The organism is Streptomyces populi, assembly GCF_002911015.1.
GTDB lineage: Bacteria > Actinomycetota > Actinomycetes > Streptomycetales > Streptomycetaceae > Streptomyces > Streptomyces populi.
This window is the reverse complement of record NZ_KZ626963.1, coordinates 1-22,993: the sequence shown is the minus strand read 5'-3', so window position 1 is coordinate 22,993 and position 22,993 is coordinate 1. Positions and strand designations below refer to the sequence as shown.

At 70.8% G+C, this 22,993-nt stretch carries 19 protein-coding genes and 2 tRNA genes; 5 read left to right on the top strand and 16 right to left on the bottom strand.

Annotated features, from left to right (window positions below; all coding sequences use genetic code 11):
* Positions 1 to 2,854: leucine--tRNA ligase (gene leuS / locus CW362_RS36600; protein WP_103553923.1), on the bottom strand; the 2,854-nt coding region annotated here is incomplete at its 3' end.
* 419 nt (positions 2,855 to 3,273) lie between these two features.
* On the opposite strand from leuS, the gene CW362_RS36595 reads away from it, so the two are divergent.
* Both CW362_RS36595 and CW362_RS36590 read left to right on the top strand, forming a co-directional pair.
* Positions 3,274 to 4,551, top strand: a complete 1,278-nt coding sequence (locus tag CW362_RS36595; protein WP_206301177.1) for a cytochrome b/b6 domain-containing protein — start codon at positions 3,274 to 3,276, stop codon at positions 4,549 to 4,551.
* Positions 4,548 to 6,167 (top strand): NADH-quinone oxidoreductase subunit NuoF family protein, encoded by a 1,620-nt coding sequence (locus tag CW362_RS36590; protein ID WP_103553921.1) that lies wholly within the window; start codon positions 4,548 to 4,550, stop codon positions 6,165 to 6,167. Before CW362_RS36595 ends, CW362_RS36590 begins: the two co-directional genes overlap by 4 nt.
* Before the next feature lie 177 nt (positions 6,168 to 6,344).
* Here CW362_RS36590 and CW362_RS36585 read toward each other — a convergent pair.
* The 10 genes from CW362_RS36585 to CW362_RS43900 all read right to left on the bottom strand — a co-directional run bounded on the left by CW362_RS36585 (position 6,345) and on the right by CW362_RS43900 (position 12,420).
* Positions 6,345 to 6,417, bottom strand: a tRNA-Ala gene (locus tag CW362_RS36585).
* A gap of 582 nt (positions 6,418 to 6,999) precedes the next feature.
* Positions 7,000 to 7,233: a DEAD/DEAH box helicase family protein gene (locus CW362_RS36580; protein ID WP_037618755.1), complete on the bottom strand. Its 234-nt coding sequence runs from the start codon at positions 7,231 to 7,233 to the stop codon at positions 7,000 to 7,002.
* Between the two features lie 3 nt (positions 7,234 to 7,236).
* Positions 7,237 to 7,410, bottom strand: a complete 174-nt coding sequence (locus CW362_RS43910; protein WP_103553920.1) for a hypothetical protein — start codon at positions 7,408 to 7,410, stop codon at positions 7,237 to 7,239.
* A gap of 471 nt (positions 7,411 to 7,881) precedes the next feature.
* Positions 7,882 to 7,954 (bottom strand) — tRNA-Ala (locus CW362_RS36570).
* 117 nt (positions 7,955 to 8,071) lie between these two features.
* Positions 8,072 to 8,752, bottom strand: a complete 681-nt coding sequence (locus CW362_RS36565) for a histidine phosphatase family protein (protein WP_103553919.1) — start codon at positions 8,750 to 8,752, stop codon at positions 8,072 to 8,074.
* Positions 8,749 to 9,192, bottom strand: a complete 444-nt coding sequence (rsfS, locus tag CW362_RS36560) for a ribosome silencing factor (RefSeq protein WP_103553918.1) — start codon at positions 9,190 to 9,192, stop codon at positions 8,749 to 8,751. The genes CW362_RS36565 and rsfS overlap by 4 nt, the downstream gene beginning before the upstream one ends.
* Before the next feature lie 126 nt (positions 9,193 to 9,318).
* The gene (locus CW362_RS36555) at positions 9,319 to 11,130 is read right to left on the bottom strand and encodes an LCP family protein (protein WP_103553917.1); all 1,812 of its coding nucleotides are present in this window, start codon (positions 11,128 to 11,130) and stop codon (positions 9,319 to 9,321) included.
* A 17-nt stretch (positions 11,131 to 11,147) separates the two neighbouring features.
* Positions 11,148 to 11,714 (bottom strand): nicotinate-nucleotide adenylyltransferase, encoded by a 567-nt coding sequence (gene nadD, locus CW362_RS36550; RefSeq protein ID WP_376451910.1) that lies wholly within the window; start codon positions 11,712 to 11,714, stop codon positions 11,148 to 11,150.
* 233 nt (positions 11,715 to 11,947) lie between these two features.
* Positions 11,948 to 12,109, bottom strand: coding sequence for a hypothetical protein (locus CW362_RS43905; RefSeq protein ID WP_167455651.1), 162 nt, complete (start codon positions 12,107 to 12,109; stop codon positions 11,948 to 11,950).
* Positions 12,110 to 12,261: 152 nt separating this feature from the next.
* Positions 12,262 to 12,420, bottom strand: coding sequence for a hypothetical protein (locus CW362_RS43900; protein WP_167455650.1), 159 nt, complete (start codon positions 12,418 to 12,420; stop codon positions 12,262 to 12,264).
* Positions 12,421 to 12,523: 103 nt separating this feature from the next.
* On the opposite strand from CW362_RS43900, the gene CW362_RS36545 reads away from it, so the two are divergent.
* Positions 12,524 to 13,663, top strand: a complete 1,140-nt coding sequence (locus CW362_RS36545; protein WP_240658235.1) for a M48 family metallopeptidase — start codon at positions 12,524 to 12,526, stop codon at positions 13,661 to 13,663.
* 54 nt (positions 13,664 to 13,717) lie between these two features.
* Here CW362_RS36545 and CW362_RS36540 read toward each other — a convergent pair whose 3' ends face one another.
* The 5 genes from CW362_RS36540 to proB all read right to left on the bottom strand — a co-directional run bounded on the left by CW362_RS36540 (position 13,718) and on the right by proB (position 18,944).
* Positions 13,718 to 14,785: an SCO2583 family membrane protein gene (locus tag CW362_RS36540; protein ID WP_103553915.1), complete on the bottom strand. Its 1,068-nt coding sequence runs from the start codon at positions 14,783 to 14,785 to the stop codon at positions 13,718 to 13,720.
* A gap of 123 nt (positions 14,786 to 14,908) precedes the next feature.
* Positions 14,909 to 15,514, bottom strand: a complete 606-nt coding sequence (locus CW362_RS36535) for an SCO2584 family spore wall biosynthesis protein (protein WP_103553914.1) — start codon at positions 15,512 to 15,514, stop codon at positions 14,909 to 14,911.
* 246 nt (positions 15,515 to 15,760) lie between these two features.
* Positions 15,761 to 17,047: a glutamate-5-semialdehyde dehydrogenase gene (locus CW362_RS36530; protein WP_103553913.1), complete on the bottom strand. Its 1,287-nt coding sequence runs from the start codon at positions 17,045 to 17,047 to the stop codon at positions 15,761 to 15,763.
* Positions 17,048 to 17,108: 61 nt separating this feature from the next.
* A complete protein-coding gene (locus CW362_RS36525) occupies positions 17,109 to 17,519 on the bottom strand; it encodes a hypothetical protein (RefSeq protein ID WP_103553912.1) in 411 nt (136 codons plus the stop codon).
* A gap of 318 nt (positions 17,520 to 17,837) precedes the next feature.
* On the bottom strand, positions 17,838 to 18,944 hold the full coding sequence (proB, locus tag CW362_RS36520) for a glutamate 5-kinase (protein ID WP_103553911.1): 1,107 nt from the start codon (positions 18,942 to 18,944) through the stop codon (positions 17,838 to 17,840).
* Between the two features lie 1,168 nt (positions 18,945 to 20,112).
* Between proB and CW362_RS36515 the strand changes: the two genes are divergently transcribed.
* Positions 20,113 to 22,329 carry a bifunctional glycosyltransferase/CDP-glycerol:glycerophosphate glycerophosphotransferase gene (locus tag CW362_RS36515; RefSeq protein WP_376451904.1) on the top strand — a complete coding sequence of 739 codons (2,217 nt, stop codon included), beginning with the start codon at positions 20,113 to 20,115 and terminating at the stop codon, positions 22,327 to 22,329.
* Between the two features lie 84 nt (positions 22,330 to 22,413).
* Positions 22,414 to 22,993 (top strand): UTP--glucose-1-phosphate uridylyltransferase (locus CW362_RS36510; protein ID WP_162684348.1); only part of this gene is annotated, 580 nt, incomplete at its 3' end.

Sequence of the window (22,993 nt, the reverse complement as noted above, 5' to 3'; positions counted from 1 at the left end):
CGATCACCTTGCGGATCCCCGCGCCGCCCAGCGCCGCGACGACCTTCTCGTCGGCCAGCGCCACCTTCTCCAGCTCCGCGTCGGTGATCGACGGGGAGACCTCCAGGCGCGCCTTGACCGTGCCCTTGATCTGCACGACGCAGGTCACGGCCTCGTCGACGACGTACGCGGGGTCGGCGACGGGGAAGTCCTGGTGGACGACCGAGTCGGCGTGGCCCAGCTTGCGCCACAGTTCCTCGGCGATGTGCGGGGCCAGCGGCGCGACCATCAGCACCAGGGCCTCGGCGACCGGACGCGCGACCGGGCCGCCCGCCTTGGTCAGGTGGTTGTTCAGCTCGGTGACCTTGGCGATGGCGGTGTTGAACCGCATGCCCTCCAGGTCCTGGCGCACCCCGTCGATCGCCTTGTGCAGGGCGCGCAGCGTGTCCTCGTCGGGCTCGGCGGAGCCGACCGCGACCTCGCCGGTCGCCTCGTCGACGACGTTGCGCCACAGCCGCTGCAGCAGGCGGTACTGGCCCACCACCGCGCGCGTGTCCCACGGGCGGGACACGTCCAGGGGACCCATCGCCATCTCGTACAGGCGCAGCGTGTCCGCTCCGTACTCGGCGCAGATCTCGTCCGGGGTGACCGCGTTCTTCAGGGACTTGCCCATCTTGCCCAGCAGCCGGGAGACCTTCTCGCCCTGGTGGAAGTAGGCGCCGTCGCGCTCCTCCACCTCGGCGGCCGGTACGGCGATGCCGCGGCTGTCGCGGTACACGTAGGCCTGGATCATGCCCTGGTTGAACAGCTTGTGGAACGGCTCGGCGGACGAGACGTGGCCCAGGTCGAACAGGACCTTCGACCAGAAGCGCGCGTACAGCAGGTGCAGCACGGCGTGCTCGGCACCGCCGACGTACAGGTCGACGCCGCCGTGCGGCTGTCCCTCGCGCGGGCCCATCCAGTACTGCTCGATGGCCGGGTCGACCAGCTTCCGGTCGTTGTGCGGGTCCAGGTAGCGCAGCTCGTACCAGCAGGAACCGGCCCAGTTGGGCATGGTGTTGGTCTCGCGGCGGTACTTGCGCGGGCCGCGGCCGTCCTCCAGGTCCAGGGTGACGTGGACCCAGTCGTCGTTGCGGGACAGCGGGGTCTCGGGGGACGTGTCCGCGTCGTCCGGGTCGAAGGTGCGCGGCGAGTAGTCCTCGACCTCCGGCAGTTCCAGGGGCAGCATCGACTCGGGCAGCGCGTGGGCGACGCCGTCCTCGTCGTAGACGATCGGGAAGGGCTCGCCCCAGTAGCGCTGGCGGCTGAACAGCCAGTCGCGCAGGCGGAAGTTGACGGTGCCCTCGCCGATGCCCCGGCGCTCCAGCCACTCCGTGATGCGCGCCTTGGCCTCGACGACGCCCAGGCCGTCCAGGGAGACGTCCTCGCCGGCGGAGTTGACGATCTTCGCGTCGTACGAGGCGAAGGCGTCCTCCCAGACGGAGGCGTCGGTGCCGCGGTCGTCCGAGGGCTCGACCACGCAGCGCATGGGCAGCTCGAAGGCGCGCGCGAACGCGAAGTCACGGGTGTCGTGCGCCGGGACGGCCATGATCGCGCCGGTGCCGTAGCCCATCAGCACGTAGTCGGCGATGAAGACCGGGACCTTCTCGCCGTTGACCGGGTTGGTGGCGTACGCGCCGGTGAAGACACCGGTCTTGTCCTTGGCCTCGGCCTGGCGCTCGACGTCGGACTTCGAGGCGGCCTGCGCGCGGTAGGCGGCGACGGCCTCGGCGGGTGTGGCGTGACCGCCGGTCCACACGTCGTGGGTGCCCTCGGGCCAGGCGTCCGGGGTGAACTTCTCGACCAGCGGGTGTTCCGGTGCCAGCACCATGTAGGTGGCGCCGAACAGGGTGTCCTGACGGGTGGTGAAGACCGTGATCGCTTCGCCGTCGATCGGGAAGTCGACGCGGGCGCCCTCGGAGCGGCCGATCCAGTTGCGCTGCTGCAGCTTGATGGCCTCGGGCCAGTCCAGCGCGTCCAGGTCGTCCAGCAGGCGGTCCGCGTAGGCGGTGATGCGCATGTTCCACTGGCGCAGCTTGGCCTTGAAGACGGGGAAGTTGCCGCGCTCGCTGCGGCCGTCGGCGGTGACCTCCTCGTTGGCCAGGACGGTGCCCAGGCCGGGGCACCAGTTGACCGGCGCGTCGGAGGCGTACGCCAGGCGGTAGCCGCTCAGGACGTCGGCGCGCTCGGCGGCGCTCAGCTCGTTCCACACGCGCGTGGTGCCGCCGATGGCGGGAACGCCGCGCTCACCGCTCTCGAACTGGGCGACCAGCGCGGAGATGGGACGGGCCTTCGCCGCTTCGTCGTCGTACCAGGAGTTGAAGATCTGCAGGAAGATCCACTGGGTCCACTTGTAGTACTCCGGGTCGATCGTGGCGAACGACCGGCGCTTGTCGTGGCCCAGGCCCAGCGCGCGCAGCTGGACCTTCATGTTCTCCATGTTGGCCTCGGTGGACACGCGCGGGTGCGTGCCGGTCTGCACGGCGTACTGCTCGGCGGGCAGGCCGAAGGCGTCGAAGCCCAGGGTGTGCAGGACGTTGTGGCCGGTCATCCGCTGGAACCGGGCGTACACGTCGGTGGCGATGTAGCCCAGGGGGTGACCCACGTGCAGACCCGCGCCCGAGGGGTACGGGAACATGTCCATGATGAACTTCTTGGGCCGGGCGGCCAGCTCCGGGTCCCCGGCCAGGTCACCGGTGGGGTTCGGGGCCTCGTACGTGCCCTCGGCGTCCCAGAAGTCCTGCCAGCGTGCCTCGATGTCGGCGGCCAGGGCGGCCGTGTAGCGGTGCGGCGCGGCCGACTCGGCGGTGGCGGCAGCGGTGTTCGTCTCGCTCATGTCCTCAAAGCTCCATCGATCGTCTCTGCCAGCGGCTCAGTCACTCGGGAAATGAAAAATCCCCTCGCACAGGAGGGGACGCCGCGCCGATGCCGACCACGATGTGTCAGGGTCGGGGCTGATCAGCGCGGCTCGCTAAGCAGAAGGCGTACGGCACGCATGGCGTCAGGGTACCGCAGTGCCCGCACGGGCCGCGACGAGCTTCCGGGTCCGCCGACACTCCGCGTCACTCCGCGGGCGGCAAAAAATCGTTGACCATTGTTCAAATTTTACTTCGCTTAACGGACGCTTGCGGACAACACAAAGACCTCATTGCCCTTTGGTAACAACGCAATAACTCAAACGTGGACCTCGGCACGTTTTCTCGACCTAGAGTGCGCCTTCGGGACCGCTTCCCCGAACCGTAGGGAGTACCCCTCATGAACCCTCGTCGCAACAACAGCTCGCTTCCCCGGATGGGCCGTTCGGCCTACGGGGTGGCCACGGCTGTCGCCGTGTTCCTCATACCCGTGATCGTGCTGGTGGGAGGCAACGCGGTCCAAGACTTCCTGAACTTCGGCGCCGGCGTCCTGTCGCTGGTCTCCCTGACCTGCTCGGTGATCTGGGGCCTGGTCGCCCAGGACCGGCTCCTCCTCGACACGCGTCAGCGGATCATCGCGCAGGGCATCCACCGCGTGACCGCCGTCGGCTCGATCGCGTTCCTCCTGGTGCACATCACCGTCAAGCTGGCACTGGACCACACCGTCCTGATCGCCGCGCTGATCCCCTTCAGCCTGGGCGTCACCGGCCTCGGCGGGCTCATCGGCCTCGGCTCCCTGGCCGGCCTCCTCATGATCTTCGTGGGCATCACCGGCGCGCTGCGCAACCAGTTCGCCGCACCGGCCGTGGTCGCCGCCCGCTGGCGCGCGATGCACATGCTGGCCTACCCCGCGCTGTGCGCGGCCCTGATCCACGGCCTGTTCGCGGGCCGTGCGGCGAAGCCCTTCTTCATGGTCTCGTACGAGCTGTGCCTGGTCGGCGTCATGGCCGCCCTCCTGGTGCGCGCCGCCCCGAACCCCGTCAAGCACAAGATCGCGGCGCGGATCCTGGCACTCACCGGCGGCGGCAGCGCCCGCGGGTTCCGCGAGGACCTGGAGGCCTCCCGCGCCGCCGTGATGGAGTCCCCGCAGGGTTCGGGAGGCCGCGACCGGCGTTCCGCGGGCGACGGCGCCCCCTCCCCCCGCAAGGAGCGCAAGGAGTCCTCGTCCACGCTGTTCGGCAGCACGCAGGGCGCGGCGGACACGGCCGGCTTCGCGGCGGCCTACCGGACCGGGACGATGCCCACGGTCACGGCCCCCGGGACGGGGCAGTTCCCGATGCCCGGGAACGCTCAGCCCACAGAGACGTTTCCCCGCGCCGACAACGGCGGCGCGCAGGGCGGCTGGCCCGTCCCCGCCCCGTCCGTCGGCGAGGCCCCGGCGTCGGCGTACGACCCGCTCCAGGACACCGGATACACCACCCCCGTCTATGGCAATCCGCCCGCCGGCGGCTACGGCACGAGTGATGTGTACAACACCGGTGAGACGAACGCGTCCTACCGCACGTACAACAGCAACGACACGTACGACAGCGGTCCCACGACTGACGTACTGCCGGGCGCCTTCGACGCTCCTGGCTCCGGTGAATCCTGGAATGCCCCTTCCGGAGGCTTTAAGTGAACGAGGCCCTGCCCGACGTCCCGGAAGTCCGAGTGGTCGGACTTCCGCAGCTCACGTCGGGTTTCGACCTGGTTGAACGACTTGATCTACCCATGCACCTCAAGGTGCACGGTCCGCTCGAACCCCTGGGCGGGGAGGATCTCGCGAGCCTCGCCGAGGACATCAATCTGAAGGGCCGCGGCGGGGCGGGCTTCCCGTTCGGCAAGAAACTGCGCTCGGTCGCGGAATCAGCCATCAAGAAGGGCATCCGCCCCGTGGTGGTGGTCAACGGGAGCGAGGACGAGCCGGCCTGCCGCAAGGACACGGTGCTCATCAACCGTGCCCCGCACCTCATCCTGGACGGCGCCCTCCTGGTCGCGGAGGCCATGGGCGCCCGCCAGCTCGTGATCGGCGTGACCCGCGAGTCCACGCAGCGCTCCATGGAGGCGGCGCTGGAGGAGCGGGGGCTGAGCAACCGCAGGGGATCGCCCCTTCGCGCGCGCGTGCAGCGCAATCCGATCCGCATGGTGACCGGAGCGGCCGCCTCGCTGATCCGCTCGATCGACGGCGGTCCGGCCGTGCCGCCCGGCCGCAAGGTCAGCGCGTCCCAGGCGGGCGTCGGGGGCGCGCCCACCCTGCTGTCGAACGCCGAGACGTTCGCGCAGCTGGCCATCGCCGCCCGCATCGGCCCCGACCGCTACCGCAACACGGGCCTGTACGACGAGCCCGGCACCGTCATGCTCACCGTCTCGGGCGCGGTCGCGCGCCCGATGGTGATCGAGGTCCCCACCGGAGTGCCCCTGCGCTACGTGCTCCAGCTCGCAGGCGCCCCGGCCATGCCCCAGGGCGTGCTGACCGGCGGCTACCACGGCAAGTGGCTGGACGCGGCGACGGTCAACGAGGCGATCGTCTCGCGGGACTCCCTGGCCGCGGTGGGCGGCGCGCTCGGCGCCGGCGCGATCCTCCCCATCACCCAGGAGACCTGCCCCCTGGGCGAGTCGCTGCGCGTGGCGCAGTGGCTCGCCGACGAGAGCGCCGGCCAGTGCGGTCCCTGCTACCTCGGGCTGCCCGCCGCGGCGCGCGGCCTGGCGGACATCCTCAACGGCGGCGGCCCGGCGGCGCTGGAGGCCGTGAAGCAGGTCGCCAAGTCCGTGAAGCGGCGCGGCGCCTGCTCGCACCCGGACGGTTCGGCGATGTTCATCGAGTCGACCCTGAAGGCGTTCACGGACGACCTGGCCGCACACGTCCTCGGAAACGGCTGCGGAAGGCCCGTGGAGGGCGTTCTGCCGCTCTTCGAGGACGGCCAGGTGCCCATGGGCATCCTGAGCGGCCCGGGCGAGCAGGAGACGGGCTCCAGCCGCCAGAAGATCTTCGTCGACTGGACGCTGTGCCGCGGGCACGGTCTGTGCGCCGACCTCCTCCCCGAAGTCTTCGAACTGGGCGCCGACGGCTTCCCGACCGTGGCCCAGGCCCCGGTGCCCCGGTCCGTCGAGGCGAAGGCGCTGCGCGCGGTGCGCCGCTGCCCGGCGCTCGCCCTGCGCATCGAGGAGGACACCAGGGGGGCGTCCTCGTCGCGCCCCAACCTGCCGGTCCTCTCCCAGGGACGTGGGCGCCGGGCGCTCGGCAGCGGCCGCTGACCCGAAGGAGCGGGCCACCGGGAAACGGTGGCCCGCCTCGGGCGTGTTCCCCGCGGTGACCGGAGGACCGTTCCGCGCAGTACCGAAGCACCGAAGCACCGAAGCACCGAGGACGCGAAGTACCGGAGAAACGAAGAAGCGGACCACCCTGATCGGGTGGCCCGCTTTCAACGTCTGTGGAGCTAAGGAGAATTGAACTCCTGACCTCCTGCATGCCATGCAGGCGCTCTACCAACTGAGCTATAGCCCCTTGTGGCCACGCGGCGAGACCGCGTTTTCACCGTGTCGCCCGGTTTCCCCGGCGGCGACGCCAACATTACACGGTTCCCCTGGTGAACCACCAAATCGTTTCCCGTCTGTACCGATTCGCGTCTCATGTCGCATTCCGCGGGCCGTGCCGCGCACCGGGCCCGCCCCGCCGCGGCGGCCGGGCCGAACGGGGCTCCAGGAGACGCGAGGGGACGGGGCGGGCCGAGAAGACGCCCCCGGACCCCCGCGCGACCCCTGGACGGCCCCAGGGACCTCGTGGCGGCCCCTTCCGACCCCCTTCGGCCTTCCGGGCCGCTCCGGGGCACACGGGGTGCGCCGAGGCCGCTCCAGGGCCGGTCATGGCGTCCCGCTCACGCGTACGTGCCGCGAGGGACGCGAGGGGCGCGAGGGGCCGAGCCGCACGGACGCGCGGGAACTGCACCGCGACGGCACCCCATTGACGCCGCCGGCCCGCGGCGGCGGAACGGCTCACGGGTGGACGGGACGACCCCGGGCGGACGGGACGGCCCCGGGAAGCACGAAACCCCGGGGGCGGCCCGCCCCCGGGGTCATACGGCCCCGATCAGGCCGTGGCGAACGAATAGAACCGCTTGAGAGTGCAGTGCTCGTCGAGGAGCCGTGCGTAGATCGGCTCGCCCTCGAGCTCCCGGTACGTCTCGATCGGGTCGCCTTTTATGATCAGCGCCCGTGCGCATTCCTCGCACCAGTACTGGTAGTCGTGGTTGACCGGCTCCATGTCGCGGACGATCGGCGTACCACTGCCGCACCAATCGCATTTCCGCCTGTGTGCACCCATCGATCAGCTCCAGCTGTGGCCGCAGGCCGTGCACACGTAGGAGATTCCACCGTTGTCGCCGAGAACCTGGGCAACGTGGACCGATCCGCAGGAAGGGCAGTCGAGGAGGGTGGCTTTCTTACGGTTCAGTGCCACTTCGAGGAGATCGTGGACCTCCTCGAGGATGCTGGCAGGCATCGCTACTCCCTCCCGTCGGGCCGCGCCCCCTTCCGGCCGTTTGATTCTGCCACGGCCGGAGCAATACGGTCAGCGACGCCTGCGTACCAGTCCGGACACGGGCACCCAGCGCGGCCGTACGGGGCGGCGCATACGAGCACGCCGGGAGCGCGTCCGCAAAGGTATACGCCCCGGAGACCCCAAGTGACTCAAGCGGATCCGAGAAGAGTGTGCCGAAGGCCACGGCGCCCACCGGTCCGAAGCGTGCGCCCGGCCCCTGACGGTGTGACGGCCGAAGCCGGGGCGGGCGTCCGGCGGTGATCCACGACACAGCCCGGGCGTCCGTCCGGCAGCGCGCGCCAACTGCGCCCGTTCCGGCGCGCCCCCGGCGGAACGTCTTCAACTCACGGGCGGACAACGAAAAATCCCGCTCCCTCACGGGAACGGGATCTTTCCTCATTTTGTCCGACGACTCCGGAGAGGTTCGGTCTGTGGAGCTAAGGAGAATTGAACTCCTGACCTCCTGCATGCCATGCAGGCGCTCTACCAACTGAGCTATAGCCCCTTGCGTTCTTCCCGCCCTGCGGGCCGAACAAGAAGAACTTTAGCCTGCGACCAGCCGGAAAGTGAAATCCGGTCCCGCCGGGCCCTCGCGACCGGACGGAGGGCCGTCCGGCGCGTCTCAGTCGTCGTCGCCGAGGACCGGCTCGGGCAGCGTGCCGGCGTTGTGCTCCAGGAGCCGCCAGCCGCGGACGCCCTCGCCGAGGACGGACCAGCAGCAGTTGGACAGCCCGCCGAGGCTCTCCCAGTCCCGGGACTCCAGACCGAGCAGACGGCCGATGGTGGTGCGGATCGTGCCGCCGTGGCTGACGACGACGAGGGTGCCGTCGTCGGGGAGCTTGTCCGCGTGCCGCAGCACCACGGGGGCGGCCCGGTCGGCGACCTCGGTCTCCAGCTCGCCCCCGCCGCGCCGCACCGGCTCACCGCGCTTCCACGCGGCGTACTGCTCGCCGTGGCGGGCGATGATCTCCTCGTGCGTCAGCCCCTGCCAGACGCCCGCGTAGGTCTCGCGCAGGCCCTCCTCGTGGGTGACGTCGAGGCCGGTGAGGGCGGCCAGCTCGGCGGCCGTGGCGGCGGCGCGCTTGAGGTCCGAGGCGACGATGGCGTCGGGCTTCAGGGAGGCGAGCAGCCGGGCCGCCCGCCGGGCCTGACCCACGCCCGTCTCGGTCAGCTCGACGTCCGTCGATCCCTGGAAGCGGCGCTCCACGTTCCAGGAGGTCTGGCCGTGCCGCCACAGGATGATGCGGCGGCCCCTTCCGGGCTTCCCCTCGGCGGCCGCGGCCCCACGGGCCCCGGCGCTCACCGGAGCTCCCCCGTCCCGGCGGAGTCCTCCTCGGCCTGGAACCTGGCGTGCTCGGCGGCCTTGCCGCGGGTCGCCTTGGCCTCGTCGGGCAGGTCCAGCTCCGGGCAGTCCTTCCAGAGCCGCTCCAGGGCGTAGAAGACGCGCTCCTCGCTGTGCTGGACGTGCACCACGATGTCGACGTAGTCGAGCAGCACCCAGCGTGCCTCGCGGTCGCCCTCGCGGCGCACCGGCTTGGCGCCGAGCTCCTTGTTCAGGCGCTCCTCGATCTCGTCGACGATCGACTTGACCTGACGGTCGTTGGGCGCCGATGCCAGCAGGAAGGCGTCGGTGATGGAGAGCACATCACTGACGTCGTAGGCGATGATGTCGTGCGCGAGCTTGTCTGCGGCCGCCTGCGCGGCGGTGTTGATGAGCTCGATGGAGCGGTCCGTGGCGGTCACTACGCGGCTTTCCGTAGGCGGTCGGTTATGACCCAAGGGTCTCACGGACCGCCGAGGACACCCCACGCGTTTCTCCGGTCACGCCCCGGGGCCGGACCCCGGGGCGTGACGGCGGTCACCCGCGGGTCATCCCGTCGCCTTGCTGGTGATCTTGTAGTCCTGGCCGAGGACGACGGACACGTCCGCGTTGCCGGCGGCCTTGCCCTTCTTCACCACGCTGGTGGGCAGCCCCAGGGTCTTGGCCACCTCGACGGCGTCCGCCTTCCTGGCGGAATCGCCGTAGGTGATCTGCGACACGCTCTGGACGGTCCCGGAGGTGCCGGAGTCCAGGAACGTGTAGCCGCCGTTGACCAGGACGACACGGGCCTGGCTGGTGGCCGCCTTGAGGCCGGTGGCGTTCTCGATGCCGACGCGGACCGCGGAGCCGGCGTCGGGGCTCTTCGCCGTACCGCCCAGGACGTCCTTGATCACGCTGCTGGAGGTGCTCGCGCTCAGGGTGCCGTCCTCCTGCACGGGCAGCATCGCGGTCTTGTAGTCGCCGCCCTTGGCGAGGTCGGCGAGTTTGGCGAGGAAGGCGCCGAGGTCCTGGTCGGTCAGGGACGGGTCGAGGATCTGGGCCAGGGTCTGCACGGTGGTGGTCGCGGCCTGCTTGTCCGAGGACAGCTTGCGCAGCACCGCCTGCATGACCTGCCCGAACCGCTCCAGCTGGGCGTTCTGCGCCTCGCCGGGGGCCCGGTAGGTGGCGTAGGCGACGGCCGTCTTGCCCGTGAGGGTCTGGTCCTCGCCCTTCTTGACGAGCGGGGCCTCGCCCTTCTTCTTGGCGTCGGGGTCCGGCACGTCGGTGTCGGTGGTGACCTCGATGTTGCCGACGAGTTCGACGAGGTTGTTCAGGTAGGGGGTGTCGAGCCGCCAGGTGCCCTGGATGCTGGTGCCCAGGACGGTGTCGAGCGCGTCCCGCGTGCCCGAGGAGCCGTCGCCGTCGACGGACTTGGCGAGCGTGGTCGTCGAGCCGTCGTCGTCCGTCAGGGCGAGGGAGTTGGGCAGCAGGACGGTGGTGCCCCGCTTGGTGGTGGTGTTGTCGACGAGCAGGACCGTGGAGGTGTCGCCGCCCTTGGTGTTGTGCAGGTGGACGACGACCACGTCGCGCTTCTGCGCGGCGACGGGCGTCGTGGTCCCCGGCTTGGCGTCCGCGGCGGTGCCGGGCAGTTCGCCCGCGTACCAGAGGTAGCCCGCGCCGCCGACCACGGCCAGGGCGACGACCACGACCAGGGCGACGATCCGGCTGCGGGCGCGGCGCTTGGCCTCCTCGCGGCGCTCGGTGCGGTTCTCCGTGAACTTCAGCCAGTCGATGACGTCCTCGGACTCGGCTTCCTGGTCCTCGACGAAGGCGAACTGCTCGGTGCGGTAGTCCCGGTCGGCCCGGGGGGTGCCGTCCTCCGCAGGTCCGGGCTGCTGCGGGATGCGGGGGGTCTGCTCGGCGACCCGGGGCTGCCGTCCGGTGCCCGCGGCACCGGCCGTGCCCGCGGTCCGCCCGTAGCCGTCGTACGACGGCCCGGCCGTCCCGGTCCCGCCGCCTCGCGGCGTGCCGGTGCCGAACGGGTCGAAGGAGTCGTACGAGGAGACGGACGGCTGCTGCCCCGTGTCGTAGGACGAGACGGCTTCCTGCCGGCCCGTGTCATAAGGGGACACCGTTTCGTGCCGACCGGTGTCATAGGACGACACGGGCGGCTGGTGGCCGGTGTCGTAGGCCTGGACAGGTTCCTGACGGCCCGTCGCATAGGGGTCGTAGCCGTAGCCCTGCTGCGGGGCGTCGTAGCCGTCGTACCCCTGGGCGGGCTGCTGCGGGACCTGCCGGTACACGGGCTGGCCGTACTCGTCGTAGCCGACGAGCTCGTAACTCTGGTCGCCGCCCGCGTATCCGTCGTATCGGTCGTTCACCGGGTGCCCCTCTCGGCTCACTGGCCGCGGTACAGCTCACGCTTGTCGATGTAGCGCACCACACCGTCCGGCACCAGGTACCAGACGGGGTCGCCCTTGGCGACTCTCGCACGGCAGTCTGTGGACGAGATGGCGAGCGCGGGGACCTCGACCAGCGAGACACCGCCCTCCGGGAGTCCCGGGTCGGTCAGGGTGTGACCGGGCCGGGTGACCCCGATGAAATGCGCAAGGGAGAACAGTTCTTCCGTGTAGCGCCAGGTGAGGATCTGGCCGAGCGCGTCCGCGCCGGTGATGAAGAACAGGTCCGCGTCGGGATTCAGCGCGCGCAGGTCGCGCAGCGTGTCCGTCGTGTAGGTCGGGCCGCCGCGGTCGATGTCGATCCGGCTGACCGAGAACTGGGGGTTCTCGGCGGTCGCGATGACCGTCATCAGATAGCGGTCCTCGGCCGGGGTGACCGTGCGGTCGGTCTTCTGCCACGGCTGCCCGGTGGGCACGAACACCACCTCGTCGAGGTGGAACTGCGCGGCGACCTCACTGGCGGCGACCAGGTGTCCGTGGTGGATCGGGTCGAAGGTGCCGCCCATGACGCCCAGCCGGCGCTTGCCCGGGTTCGAGGGGCCGTTGCCGGGGCCGGTCGCCGGGCGCTTCGCCGCGCCGCCGTCCGCCGCGCCCGCACCGCCCGTGGCGTCGCCGACGGCGCCGCTCTCCGTGTCACTCGCCGGACCGGTAGGCATGTCCTGCTCTCCCATGCGTGCAGACCCTACCGGCCCGGCCGACGGGCTCCGGCCGACAGGGGCCCGAGCGGGCCCTCGGGGACTCAGCGGTCGCGGTTGAAGCGCGTGGTGATCCACAGCAGCAGGAGCAGGACGAACAGGGCCCCGCCGCCGGTCAGGTAGGGGCTGAGGCTCTCGTGGTTGCCGCCGTTCTCGCCCTCGGCGACGACGGTGGCCAACTGTGCGGCGGTGTGCTGGAAGCTCATCTCGGCAGGACCTATCCAGTGGGTGCGGGATAAAGATGTCGGCCCATCGTATGCGGGCGCCCACGCAGCGAACACGCCGACTCCGCCGATGGTGAGGGCGCTCCGGCCGCCGCTCGCCGGCCGCCGCCCGCCGGCCGTCGTACCGCCGGCCGTCAGTCGTCGCGCTTGTAACCGCGCAGCAGGAACCAGGCGGCCAGGACCACGCCGATGATCATGACGATCAGCACGACGCGGAGCAGATTGCCCGGACCCTGCTTGTCCGCCGCCGCGGCGGCCTCCGTGAGCCACGCGGCCGTGGGGATGTGCTCCATGTCGTACGACTCCTTCTCTGTACTGCCCGTCCACGGTATCTCCGCCTAGGCTGGGCTCTGCCTCGGGGGCGCATGAGGCATTCAGACGCACATGGGGGAACACATGTCCGACGGCGGCCACGAACGAAACGGGCACGAGAAGGTGCCCAGCAGGCGGCGCAGGCGTTTCGAGGGGATCTCCTCGCGGGCCTACGAACATCCGGCGGACCGCTCGGCCCTGGTGGCCCTGCGCAAGCTCAGCGGCTTCGACACGGTCTTCAAGGCGCTGAGCGGCCTGCTGCCCGAGCGCAGTCTGCGGCTGCTCTTCCTGTCCGACTCGGTGCGCGTCTCGGACGCCCAGTTCGCGCATCTCAACGACATGCTGCGGGACGCCTGTTACATCCTGGACCTGGAGAAGGTCCCGCCGATGTACGTGAACCAGGACCCGCAGCCGAACGCGATGTGCATCGGTCTGGACGATCCGATCATCGTGGTGACGACCGGGCTCGTCGAACTGCTCGACGAGGAGGAGATGCGGTCGGTCATCGGCCACGAGGTCGGCCACGCGCTGTCCGGTCACGCCGTCTACCGCACGATCCTGCTGTTCCTCACCAACCTCGCGGTCCGGGTCGCCTGGATCCCGCTGGGAAATCTCGCGATCATGGCGATCGTGACCGCGCTGCGCGAGTGGTTCCGCAAGTCGGAGCTGTCCGCGGACCGGGCCGGACTGCTGGTCGGCCAGGACCTACAGGCCTCGATGCGCGGTCTGATGAAGATCGCGGGCGGCAACCACCTGCACGAGATGAACGTGGACGCGTTCCTGGCGCAGGCGGAGGAGTACGAGTCGGCGGGCGACCTGCGGGACTCCGTGCTCAAGATCCTGAACGTGCTGCCCCGCACGCACCCCTTCACCGCGGTCCGCGCGGCCGAGCTGAAGAAGTGGGCGGAGTCCCGCGACCACCAGCGGATCATGGACGGCCACTACCCGCGGCGCGACGCGGACAAGGACACCTCGGTGTCGGACTCCTTCCGGCAGTCGGCGGCCAGCTACGCGAGCGACGTGAAGAACTCCAAGGACCCGCTGATGAAGCTGGTCAGCGACCTCGCGGGCGGCGCGGGCGACCTCGGGGGCCGGGTACGGCGCGGCTTCGGGGGCTTCGCGGGCGGCGCTCCCAAGGACGCCGCGGACGGCGGGGACACCGGAACCGGGCGGACTCCGCGCGAGGACCGCTCCGACGACGAGGGCACCGGGACCCGGGACTGACCACCCGCCGGGCGGCCGCACCCCGGCCCGGGGTGCGGCCGCCCGGCGGTCCGGCTACACCGTCGGCTGCGCGCTCCTGGCCAGCGCACCGCACACGGCGGTGGCGCTGCCGGTGGCGTACGGGTCGGTGCCGGCCGGACCTCCCGCCTTGGCCGTCTCGCCCGCGAGCAGCGGCCGCAGCCGGCTCACCGAGTCGTCCGAGCAGGCGAGCGGGCCGGCCTGGACGTAGGACACCGCCAGTTCGGCCTGGTGCATGCGCAGGTCGTCGCGGTCGAAGCGGAAGGTCAGCTCGCGCCGGACGGTGAACAGGGAGGCCTTGGCCCGGGCGTTCGCGCCGGTCGGCCTCAGCGCGTAGACGAAGGTGTGGTCGGCGACGACCTCCAGGGTGTTCGCGTCGAACTCGGTGGCCTGGAGGGTGCCCTGGACCCGGATCCTCTTGTCCGCGAGCTGTGTCCGGGTCGCGTCGAAGCGGACCAGCCAGCCGGTCGGGGCGTGCCGTCCGTCGGCGGCCGGGTGGTCGAAGCTCCGGTCGAACTGGTCGAGCTGCCGCGGGTCGAGCAGGATCCGTACGGGCCGGGTGGTGCCCCCGGTCAGGACGCTCGGGTCGAGGGACGACTCGACGAGGTAGTCCTTGGCGGTGGTCAGGGCGGTGACGACCTGGCTGTCGGAGAAGTGCGCGGTGCGCCGGACGGCGGGCATCGTGATGCCGTCGGCACCGGTGCGGAACTGGGCGGCCGGGCTGTCGGTGTACAGCTCGTCGGTGCTGGTGGAGCCGGGTACGGCGGTCCCCGGGGCGAGCGGGATCACCGTCATGCGCAGCGGTTCGGCCGACCGGGTGGCGGGGGCCTCGTACGGGTGGTGTACACCCATGTAGATCGCGGTGCCGAAGGCGATGGCTATCAGCAGGACGAGGATCAGGGCCTGCCGGGACAGTCCGCGCTGGAGGGGCGGCCGACGGCGTACGGCCGGGCTGTGGTCGGCCATGCGTTCCCGGGCGGAGAACTCCTGGAGGCGGGCAGCGCGGACGAACGACTCGTCGAAGACGACGGATCGGTACTCGTCCTCGCCACCGGCGGGAGCACCCTCGGGCGTCCCCTCAGGTGGGTCTCCAGGCCCGCCCATACCTTCAGAGTAGGTCTCCGAAGGCTCCGGTAAACGCTGCGGTGCACGACAAGTTCTGACAGGTTCTCACCAGGACGGTCACGCTGTGCGACGGACGCTGGCGCCCCGGTGGGGTGAGCGGCCTCAGGGTGTTCGCGGCACCGCCGACACCGTCGGCCGGGCGGGGACGGCGGAGACCGCCGGGCCCGGGCCGGTGAGCTTCTCCTGACCCTGTTCGAGGCCGGAGGAGGCGGGTGAGGGGACCTGGTCCCGGCCGCCGGAGGACGCGCCGCGGTAGACCGCGGTGAAGGCGAGGGCGACCATGCCGATGCCCATGACGAGGGCCAGGAGCCAGGCGACGGGGCGGTGCCAGCGGGTCTGCTTGCCGTAGGGCCGGCCGTACGTTCCCGGGAAGCCGTGACGGCCCTCCAGGATCTCGGCGTCGTCCGGGTCGTCCAGGTCGGGATCGTGGGCGAAGTCGCCGTGGCCGAAGCCGTCCTCGTAGCGCTCGTCGTCGCCGCGGGCGCCCCGGGCGTGCGCGCGGCGCGCCTCGGCCTCGGACGCCTCGGCGCGGGCCTGGGCGGCCGCGAGCAGCCGCTCCACGGCGGTCGGTTCGTGGAACACCGCCGCCCGTACGAAGTCCTCGTCGAAGACCACGGAGGCGAACTCTTCGTCCGCGCCCCCGCGGTCGTGGTCGTCGTCGGGCTCCCAGCCGTCAGGGAACGGCGTGCCCCCCACGTCCTCCGGCACGGGTCCAGAGTAGACCTGGGGGGTCAATTTGGGCAGACGGTACGGAAATTCGTCCGCATGACGGGACCGCGCCTCAGTGGATCGCGGGCCGTGAACCGTCCGCCGTGCGCCCCGGCGCCCGGCACCGCGCCGCCCGCGCGCCGGGCACGCGCCTCCGGACAGGGCCCGAGGACGCCCGGTACGCCCGCACGGGGCCGTCTCCCGGGCGGGACGGCCGAGAGGGCCCGCCCCGCCCCCGGCGGCGTCTCAGCGGCGGATGTGGCCGTCGCCCGTGACGATGTACTTCGTGCTCGTCAGTTCGGGCAGCCCCATCGGACCGCGCGCGTGGAGCTTCTGCGTGGAGATGCCGATCTCGGCGCCGAAGCCGAACTGGCCGCCGTCGGTGAAGCGGGTCGAGGCGTTCACGGCGACCGTCGTGGAGTCGACCAGCTGGGTGAAGCGGCGGGCGGCCTGCTGCGAGGTGGTGACGATGGCCTCGGTGTGGCCGGAACTCCACAGCCGGATGTGCGACACGGCCTTGTCGAGCGAGTCGACGACGGCGGCGGCGATGTCGTAGGAGAGGTACTCGGTGTCCCAGTCCTCCGCCGTGGCCTCCACGACGGTGGCCTTGGAGTCCTGGGCGAAGGCGAGGACCCGCTCGTCGGCGTGCACGGTGACCCCGGCGTCCGCGAGGGCCTCCAGGGCGCGCGGCAGGAACGCGGCGGCGATGTCCTGGTGGACCAGGAGGGTCTCGGCGGCGTTGCAGACGCTGGGCCGCTGGGCCTTGGAGTTGATCAGGATGTCGACGGCCATGTCGAGGTCCGCCTGGGCGTCGACGTAGACGTGGCAGTTGCCGGTGCCGGTCTCGATGACCGGGACGGTGGACTCCTGGACGACCGTGCGGATCAGGGACGCGCCGCCGCGCGGGATGAGGACGTCGACCAGGCCGCGGGCGCGCATCAGCTCGCCGACCGATTCCCTGCCCTCGCCGGGCACGAGCTGGATCGCGTCGGCGGGCAGCCCGGCGCCGCCCACGGCGTCGCGCAGGACCCGGACCAGGGCCGTGTTCGACTCGTAGGCGGAGGAGGAGCCGCGCAGCAGGACCGCGTTGCCGGACTTCAGGCACAGGGCGGCCGCGTCGACGGTCACGTTCGGGCGGGCCTCGTAGATGATGCCGACGACACCGAGGGGGACGCGGACCTGGCGCAGGTCGATGCCGTTCGGGAGGGTCGAGCCGCGGACGACCTCGCCGACCGGGTCGGGCAGCGCCACGACGTCGCGGACGTCGGAGGCGATCGCGCGCACGCGCTCGGGGGTGAGCGTGAGCCGGTCGATGACGCTCTCGCTGGTCCCGGCCTCGCGGGCCTTGGCGACGTCCTTGGCATTGGCGGCGACGATCTCGCTCGTACGGACCTCCAGCGCGTCCGCGATCGCGAGCAGCGCGTCGTCCTTCTCGGACCGCGGCAGAGGCGCCAGGTCGGCGGCGGCGGACTTCGCGCGGTAGGCGGCCTGGGTTACCGGGGACATGGAGTCGTACGGCGAGAGCGTGGTCATGGGGGAAGGGTAGTGCTCCCGGCGGGCCGGACCGGCGGTCGTCCCATTCGGCGAGACAGGCTCAAAAGGGATGAACTCCCACAGGTGTCGCCGGCAGCGGACCGTACCCCTCGGCGATCCGCTGGTGGTACGTCTCGCGGTCGATGACCTCCAGGCCGACGATCTCCCAGGGCGGGAGTTTGGCCGTCTGGCGGTGTTCCCCCCACAGCCGCAGCGCGACGGCCGCCGCGTCGTGCAGGTCGCGGGCCTCCTCCCAGTAGCGGATCTCCGCGTGGTCGCCCGCGTACCGGCTGGTCAGCAGGAAGGGGTGGTCGTGGGCGAGCTGTTCGAGACCGCGCCGCACCTCGCTCAGCGGGGCCTCGCCGCCCGACACGCTCAGCGTGACGTGCCACAGCCGGGGCTGGTCCGCCGGCTGCTCGCCCTCGTAGGTGTCACCGGCCGCGACGCTGGTCAGGGCCCGTTCCTCGCCCATCGCACGGGAGGCGGGACCACCGCGCGACGCCGCCGCCCCAGGGCGTACTCGTCTCACGACGGCCTCCTTTACCCGATCGGTCGTACCGAATCCCGGACTCTCCCTGCCACAAAGTTGAGCAGGTGAGAAGCCGCCGTGTGGCGGTTTTACGGAACGTCCACCGGTGGGGGCGGGGGATTCGGCCGTTTACGGGTGTAGTGGACAGCCGTTTCCGTGATGCTCCTGGGGCGCCTGTGCCGACGTCCGGCGGACGGGGCCGGCGTGACGACCGCCGGACGGTACGCGGGCACCACGGACGCGCACGACGGGACGCGTGCCCTACGGGTTCAGCAGGACCAGGTCGTCGCGGTGCACGACCTCGCGCTCGTACGCGGGGCCCAGCTCGCGCGCCAGCTCGCGGGTGGAGCGGCCGATCAGCTGGGGGATCTCCTTGGCGTCGAAGTTGACCAGCCCGCGCGCCACGGCCCGGCCCGTGCCGTCGCGCAGCTCGACCGGGTCGCCCGCGACGAACTCGCCCTCGACGCCCGCGATGCCCGCGGGCAGCAGCGAGGTGCGCCGCTCGACGACGGCGCGCACCGCCCCGTCGTCGAGGACGATGGCGCCCTGCGGCGTGGAGGCGTGCTGGAGCCACAGCAGCCGGTCGGCCGACCGCTTGCCGGTGGCGTGGAAGAAGGTGCCGGTGTCCCGGCCCGCGAAGGCGTCGGCGGCGTGGACCGCGCTGGTGAGCACCACGGGGATGCCGGCCGCGGCGGCGATCCCGGCCGCCTCGATCTTGGTGACCATGCCGCCGGTGCCGACGCCCGCCTTGCCCGCGCTGCCGATCTCGACGTGGGCGAGGTCGGCGGGCTCCCGCACCTCGGCGATCCGCGAGGTGCCGGGCCGGGAGGGGTCGCCGTCGTAGACCCCGTCCACGTCGGAGAGCAGGATCAGCAGGTCGGCGTGGACGAGATGGGCGACGAGGGCGGCGAGGCGGTCGTTGTCGCCGAAGCGGATCTCGTCGGTGGCCACCGTGTCGTTCTCGTTGACGACCGGCAGGGCGCCCATCGCGAGGAGCTTGTCCAGGGTGCGCGAGGCGTTGCGGTGGTGGGCGCGCCGGCTGGTGTCGTCGGAGGTGAGGAGCACCTGTCCGACGCGGATGCCGTAGCGGGCGAAGGAGGCCGTGTAGCGGGCCATCAGGAGGCCCTGGCCGACGCTGGCGGCCGCCTGCTGGCGGGCGAGGTCCTTGGGGCGGCGGCGCAGTCCGAGCGGTGCCAGGCCGGCCGCGATGGCACCGGAGGAGACCAGGACGATCTCCTTCTCTCCGCCGTCGCGCGCCTTGGCGAGGACGTCCACGAGCGCGTCGACCCGGTCCGCGTCGAGGCCGCCGGAGGCGGTGGTGAGCGACGAGGAGCCCACCTTGACGACGATCCTGTGTGCTTCGTTCACGGCGTACCTTGCGCTTGCCACCTGCGATCCGTCCCCTTCACGCGCGCGTCCCCTGCACCGCGCTCTCCGGCTTCGACAATCTACGGGAAGTGCGGCACGGCGTGTCCGCGCCGTTCGGTGGGCGGACGGTCCGGACCGGAGCGCGGCCGCGTCACCCCGGCGGACCGGCCTCCGCGTACACGGCGGCCGGGCCGGCGCCGCCCTTGCCCGCGAACGAATTACGGAGGGCCGTGACGCTCGCCGAACACGGCTCCGATCATCCCGCCGTACCCGTGAGGACCCGGCTCGAACGGATGCGGTGCAGAACCGTCCCGCCGGCGTTCTCGTCACCGGAAACGACCTCGATTTCCGGCCGCGGCGACCTCGGCCGCGGAAGATCCCCGGTCACGGTGACCGGGGAATCCGGCGCGAACGAAATGCGGCCCTCCGGACCGTCGGGGAATCCAGGTGCCCCAACGGCCCGCCACCAGAAAAGCCGAAAATCTTCTTGATTCCGTGGATCCCGTGTGAGCGCCAAAGTCACGGACGGAAAGGTTTTTCCCTTTCGAGAGGATTATCGGCCGTCGCACTCGATCACGGACGGATCCCGCGCACGGCGGGCACCCTCGTCGGCGCGGCGGGCGCTCCGGCGCTCCCCGTCGGCGTGACGCAGGGCTCACACGCCCCCTTCGCGCCCCGCGGGGCGACATCACCCCGGGACCCGCGGCCACCGGCGAACGGCCTGCCCCGGACGGCGTCTTCACCCGGCTCTTACCCAACTCACGCATAAAGCACGGCTGGACGGAACGCCGCTGGTCCGAAGGGGGAAGGAAACACCGCGGAGCAATACCCTCCGGATCTCCCGAGGCCAGGACCTGAACAGGCGGCGACACGGGGCGAACCGCGGACGCTTCAGAAGGCGGGATGGATGTACTGCGGCCGGGATGAATCACGCCACACTCCGGCAGCCTCGGCCATACCGGAGCGTACGCTAGGGTTCCGGCTACGTTAACCTAGCGCTGTGTCCCCTGCGCCTCGCCGCGGTCCCGAGGACCGGAATACGAGGCGCAGATGAGTTTGATCTGCGATCCCAGGAGCCCTGAGTATGCCTGTGCCGAATGGTAACGCTTCGCCCAAGATAAGCGTTGTCGTACCCGTTTACAAGGTTCAGGGATACCTGCGAGCCTGCTTGGACTCCATTCTCCAGCAGTCTTTCACCGATTTCGAGATCGTCGCCGTGGACGACCACTCCCCGGACTCCTGCGGCCGAATACTCGATGAATACGCCGGGATCGACAGCCGTGTCGTTCCCGTGCATTTCACGGAGAACCAGGGGATCGGAAAGGCGCGCGACGCGGGCGCGCTGAAGTCGCGCGGCGAGTACATCCTCTTCCTGGACAGCGACGACACCCTCGCCGAGGGCGCGCTCCAGGCCATCGCGGAGCGGCTCGAAGCCACCGGCGACCCGGACATCCTCCTGGTGAACCACGTCCGCACGTACTGGAACAACCGGGTCCAGGCGAGCGCCGCCGGAGAAATGCTCTCCGCCGCCGGCACGGACGTCTTCACGGCGCTGGAGCGCCCCGAATACCTGAACATGTTCGCCGTGGTGTGGAACCGGGCGTACCGCCGGGACTTCTACGTCGGCAACGGTTTCACCTTCACCGACGGCATCTACGAGGACGCCCTCATGGTCTACAAGACCATGCTGACGGCCGACCGCATCGCCGCCACCGACCATGTCTGCGTCGAATACCGCCAGCGCCGCCAGGGCAATTCCATGCGCACGCCCGGCCGCAAGCACTTCGGCATCTTCGAGCAGTACGCCCGGCTCTTCGAGTTCCTCGACGAGCGTCCGCACCTGGAGCCCGTGCGGGCCCTGCTGTTCGAGCGCATGGCCAGCCACTTCCTGTTCACCCTGGCCCGCGAGGACCGCATCGTCCCGCAGGACCGGGCGCCGTTCTTCAAGCTGGCCGCCGAACAGTACAAGCGCTTCAAGCCGAAGGACTTCACGGTTCCCGAGGGCACCATGGGCGTGAAGTTCGACCTCCTGGGCCGCGGTTCGTACCCCGCGTACGCCGCGATGACGATCGCGTCCTCCACCCGCCAGAAGACCATCAAGCGCATCACGAAGGCGAAGACGAAGCTCGGCAAGACGGCGTACAACCGGCTCTACCGTCTGCACAAGCGCCGCCCGATCGACGAGAACCTCGCGGTCTACGCGGCCTACTGGAACCGTGGAGTCGCCTGCAACCCCGCGGCCATCTACCACAAGGCCAAGGAACTCGCCCCGCAGGTCCACGGCGTGTGGGTCGTGCGCCGCGGCGCCGAGGAGAACATCCCCGCCGGCGTGGACTACGTGGTGGCGAACTCCCCCCGCTACTGGGAGGTCATGGCGCGCGCCAAGTACCTCATCAACAACGTCAACTTCCCCAACGAGTTCGTCAAGCGTCCGGGGCAGATCCACCTGCAGACGCACCACGGCACGCCGCTGAAGCAGATGGGCATCGACCAGCAGCGTTTCCCCGCGGCCGCCAAGAACATGAGCTTCGGCAAGATGCTCGAGCGCGCCGACCGCTGGGACCTGAGCCTGACCTCCAACCAGCACTCCACGGAGATCTGGGAGCGCGTCTACCCCTGCGCCTTCGAGGCCGTCGAGTACGGCTACCCCCGCAACGACGTCTACTTCCGGTCCACCGCCGAGGACGTCCAGCGGATCCGTACCGAGCTCGGCATTCCCGAGGGCAAGACCGCCATCCTGTACTGCCCCACGGTGCGCGACTACCAGACGGGATACGTCCCGCGGATCGACCTGGAGCGCTTCTGCCGTGAACTGGGCCCGGACCACGTCGTCCTGGTGCGCACCCACTACTTCTACGGTGCCGACCCGCAGCTCCAGGCGCTGCAGGAGCGCGGTCTGATCAAGGACGTGTCCGCCTACCCGGTGGTCGAGGACCTCTGCCTGGCGGCCGACGCGCTCATCACCGACTACTCGTCCATCATGTTCGACTACGCCTGCCTGGACCGTCCCATCGTCACCTACGCGGACGACTGGGAGGTCTACAGCCGGGCCCGCGGCGTGTACTTCGACATCCTCTCCGGGAACCCGGGAGAGACGCCGGGCGCGAGCGCGACGAACGAGGACGAGCTGATCGAGGTCTTCCGTTCCGGCGCCTGGAACGGCGAGCGGGCCGCCGGGCTGCGCGCGGCGTTCCGCGAGCGCTTCGTCCAGTTCGACGACGGCAACGCCGCCGAGCGTGTCGTGCGCAGGCTGTACCTGAACCAGGAGCCCGAGCCGGCCATCGTCCCGCTGGACGAGCGGACCCCGGCTCCGGCCCCGAACGCCGCCCCGGCGCGGATCGTGGCGCAGCGCTCCGGCGAGCAGCACGGCCTCATCGACGCGTGATCCTGCCGACGTACGTCTGACAGCGAGTGGCCCGGACCGGTTCCGGGCCACTCGGCCGTTCAACGAGAGAAACCGAGAAGCACCATGGCATCGCACCCCAGGATCACCAAGGCTGTCATTCCCGCGGCGGGTCTGGGCACCCGGTTCCTGCCGGCGACCAAGGCCACTCCCAAGGAGATGCTGCCGGTCGTCGACAAGCCGGCGATCCAGTACGTGGTCGAAGAAGCCGTGTCCGCGGGTCTCGACGACGTCCTGATGATCACGGGCCGCAACAAGCGCCCCCTCGAGGACCACTTCGACCGCAACTACGAGCTGGAATCCGCCCTCCAGAAGAAGGGCGACGCGAGTCGGCTCGCCAAGGTCCAGGAGTCCAGCGACCTCGCGACCATGCACTACGTGCGCCAGGGCGACCCCCGGGGCCTGGGCCACGCCGTCCTGTGCGCGGCCCCCCACGTCGGCCACGAACCCTTCGCCGTCCTCCTCGGCGACGACCTGATCGACCCCCGCGACCCCCTGCTCGCCCGCATGGTCGAGGTCCAGGAACAGCACGGCGGCAGCGTCATCGCCCTCATGGAGGTCGCCCCCGAACAGATCCACCTCTACGGCTGCGCCGCCGTCGAGACCACCGACCAGGACGACCTGGTCAAGGTCACCGGCCTGGTCG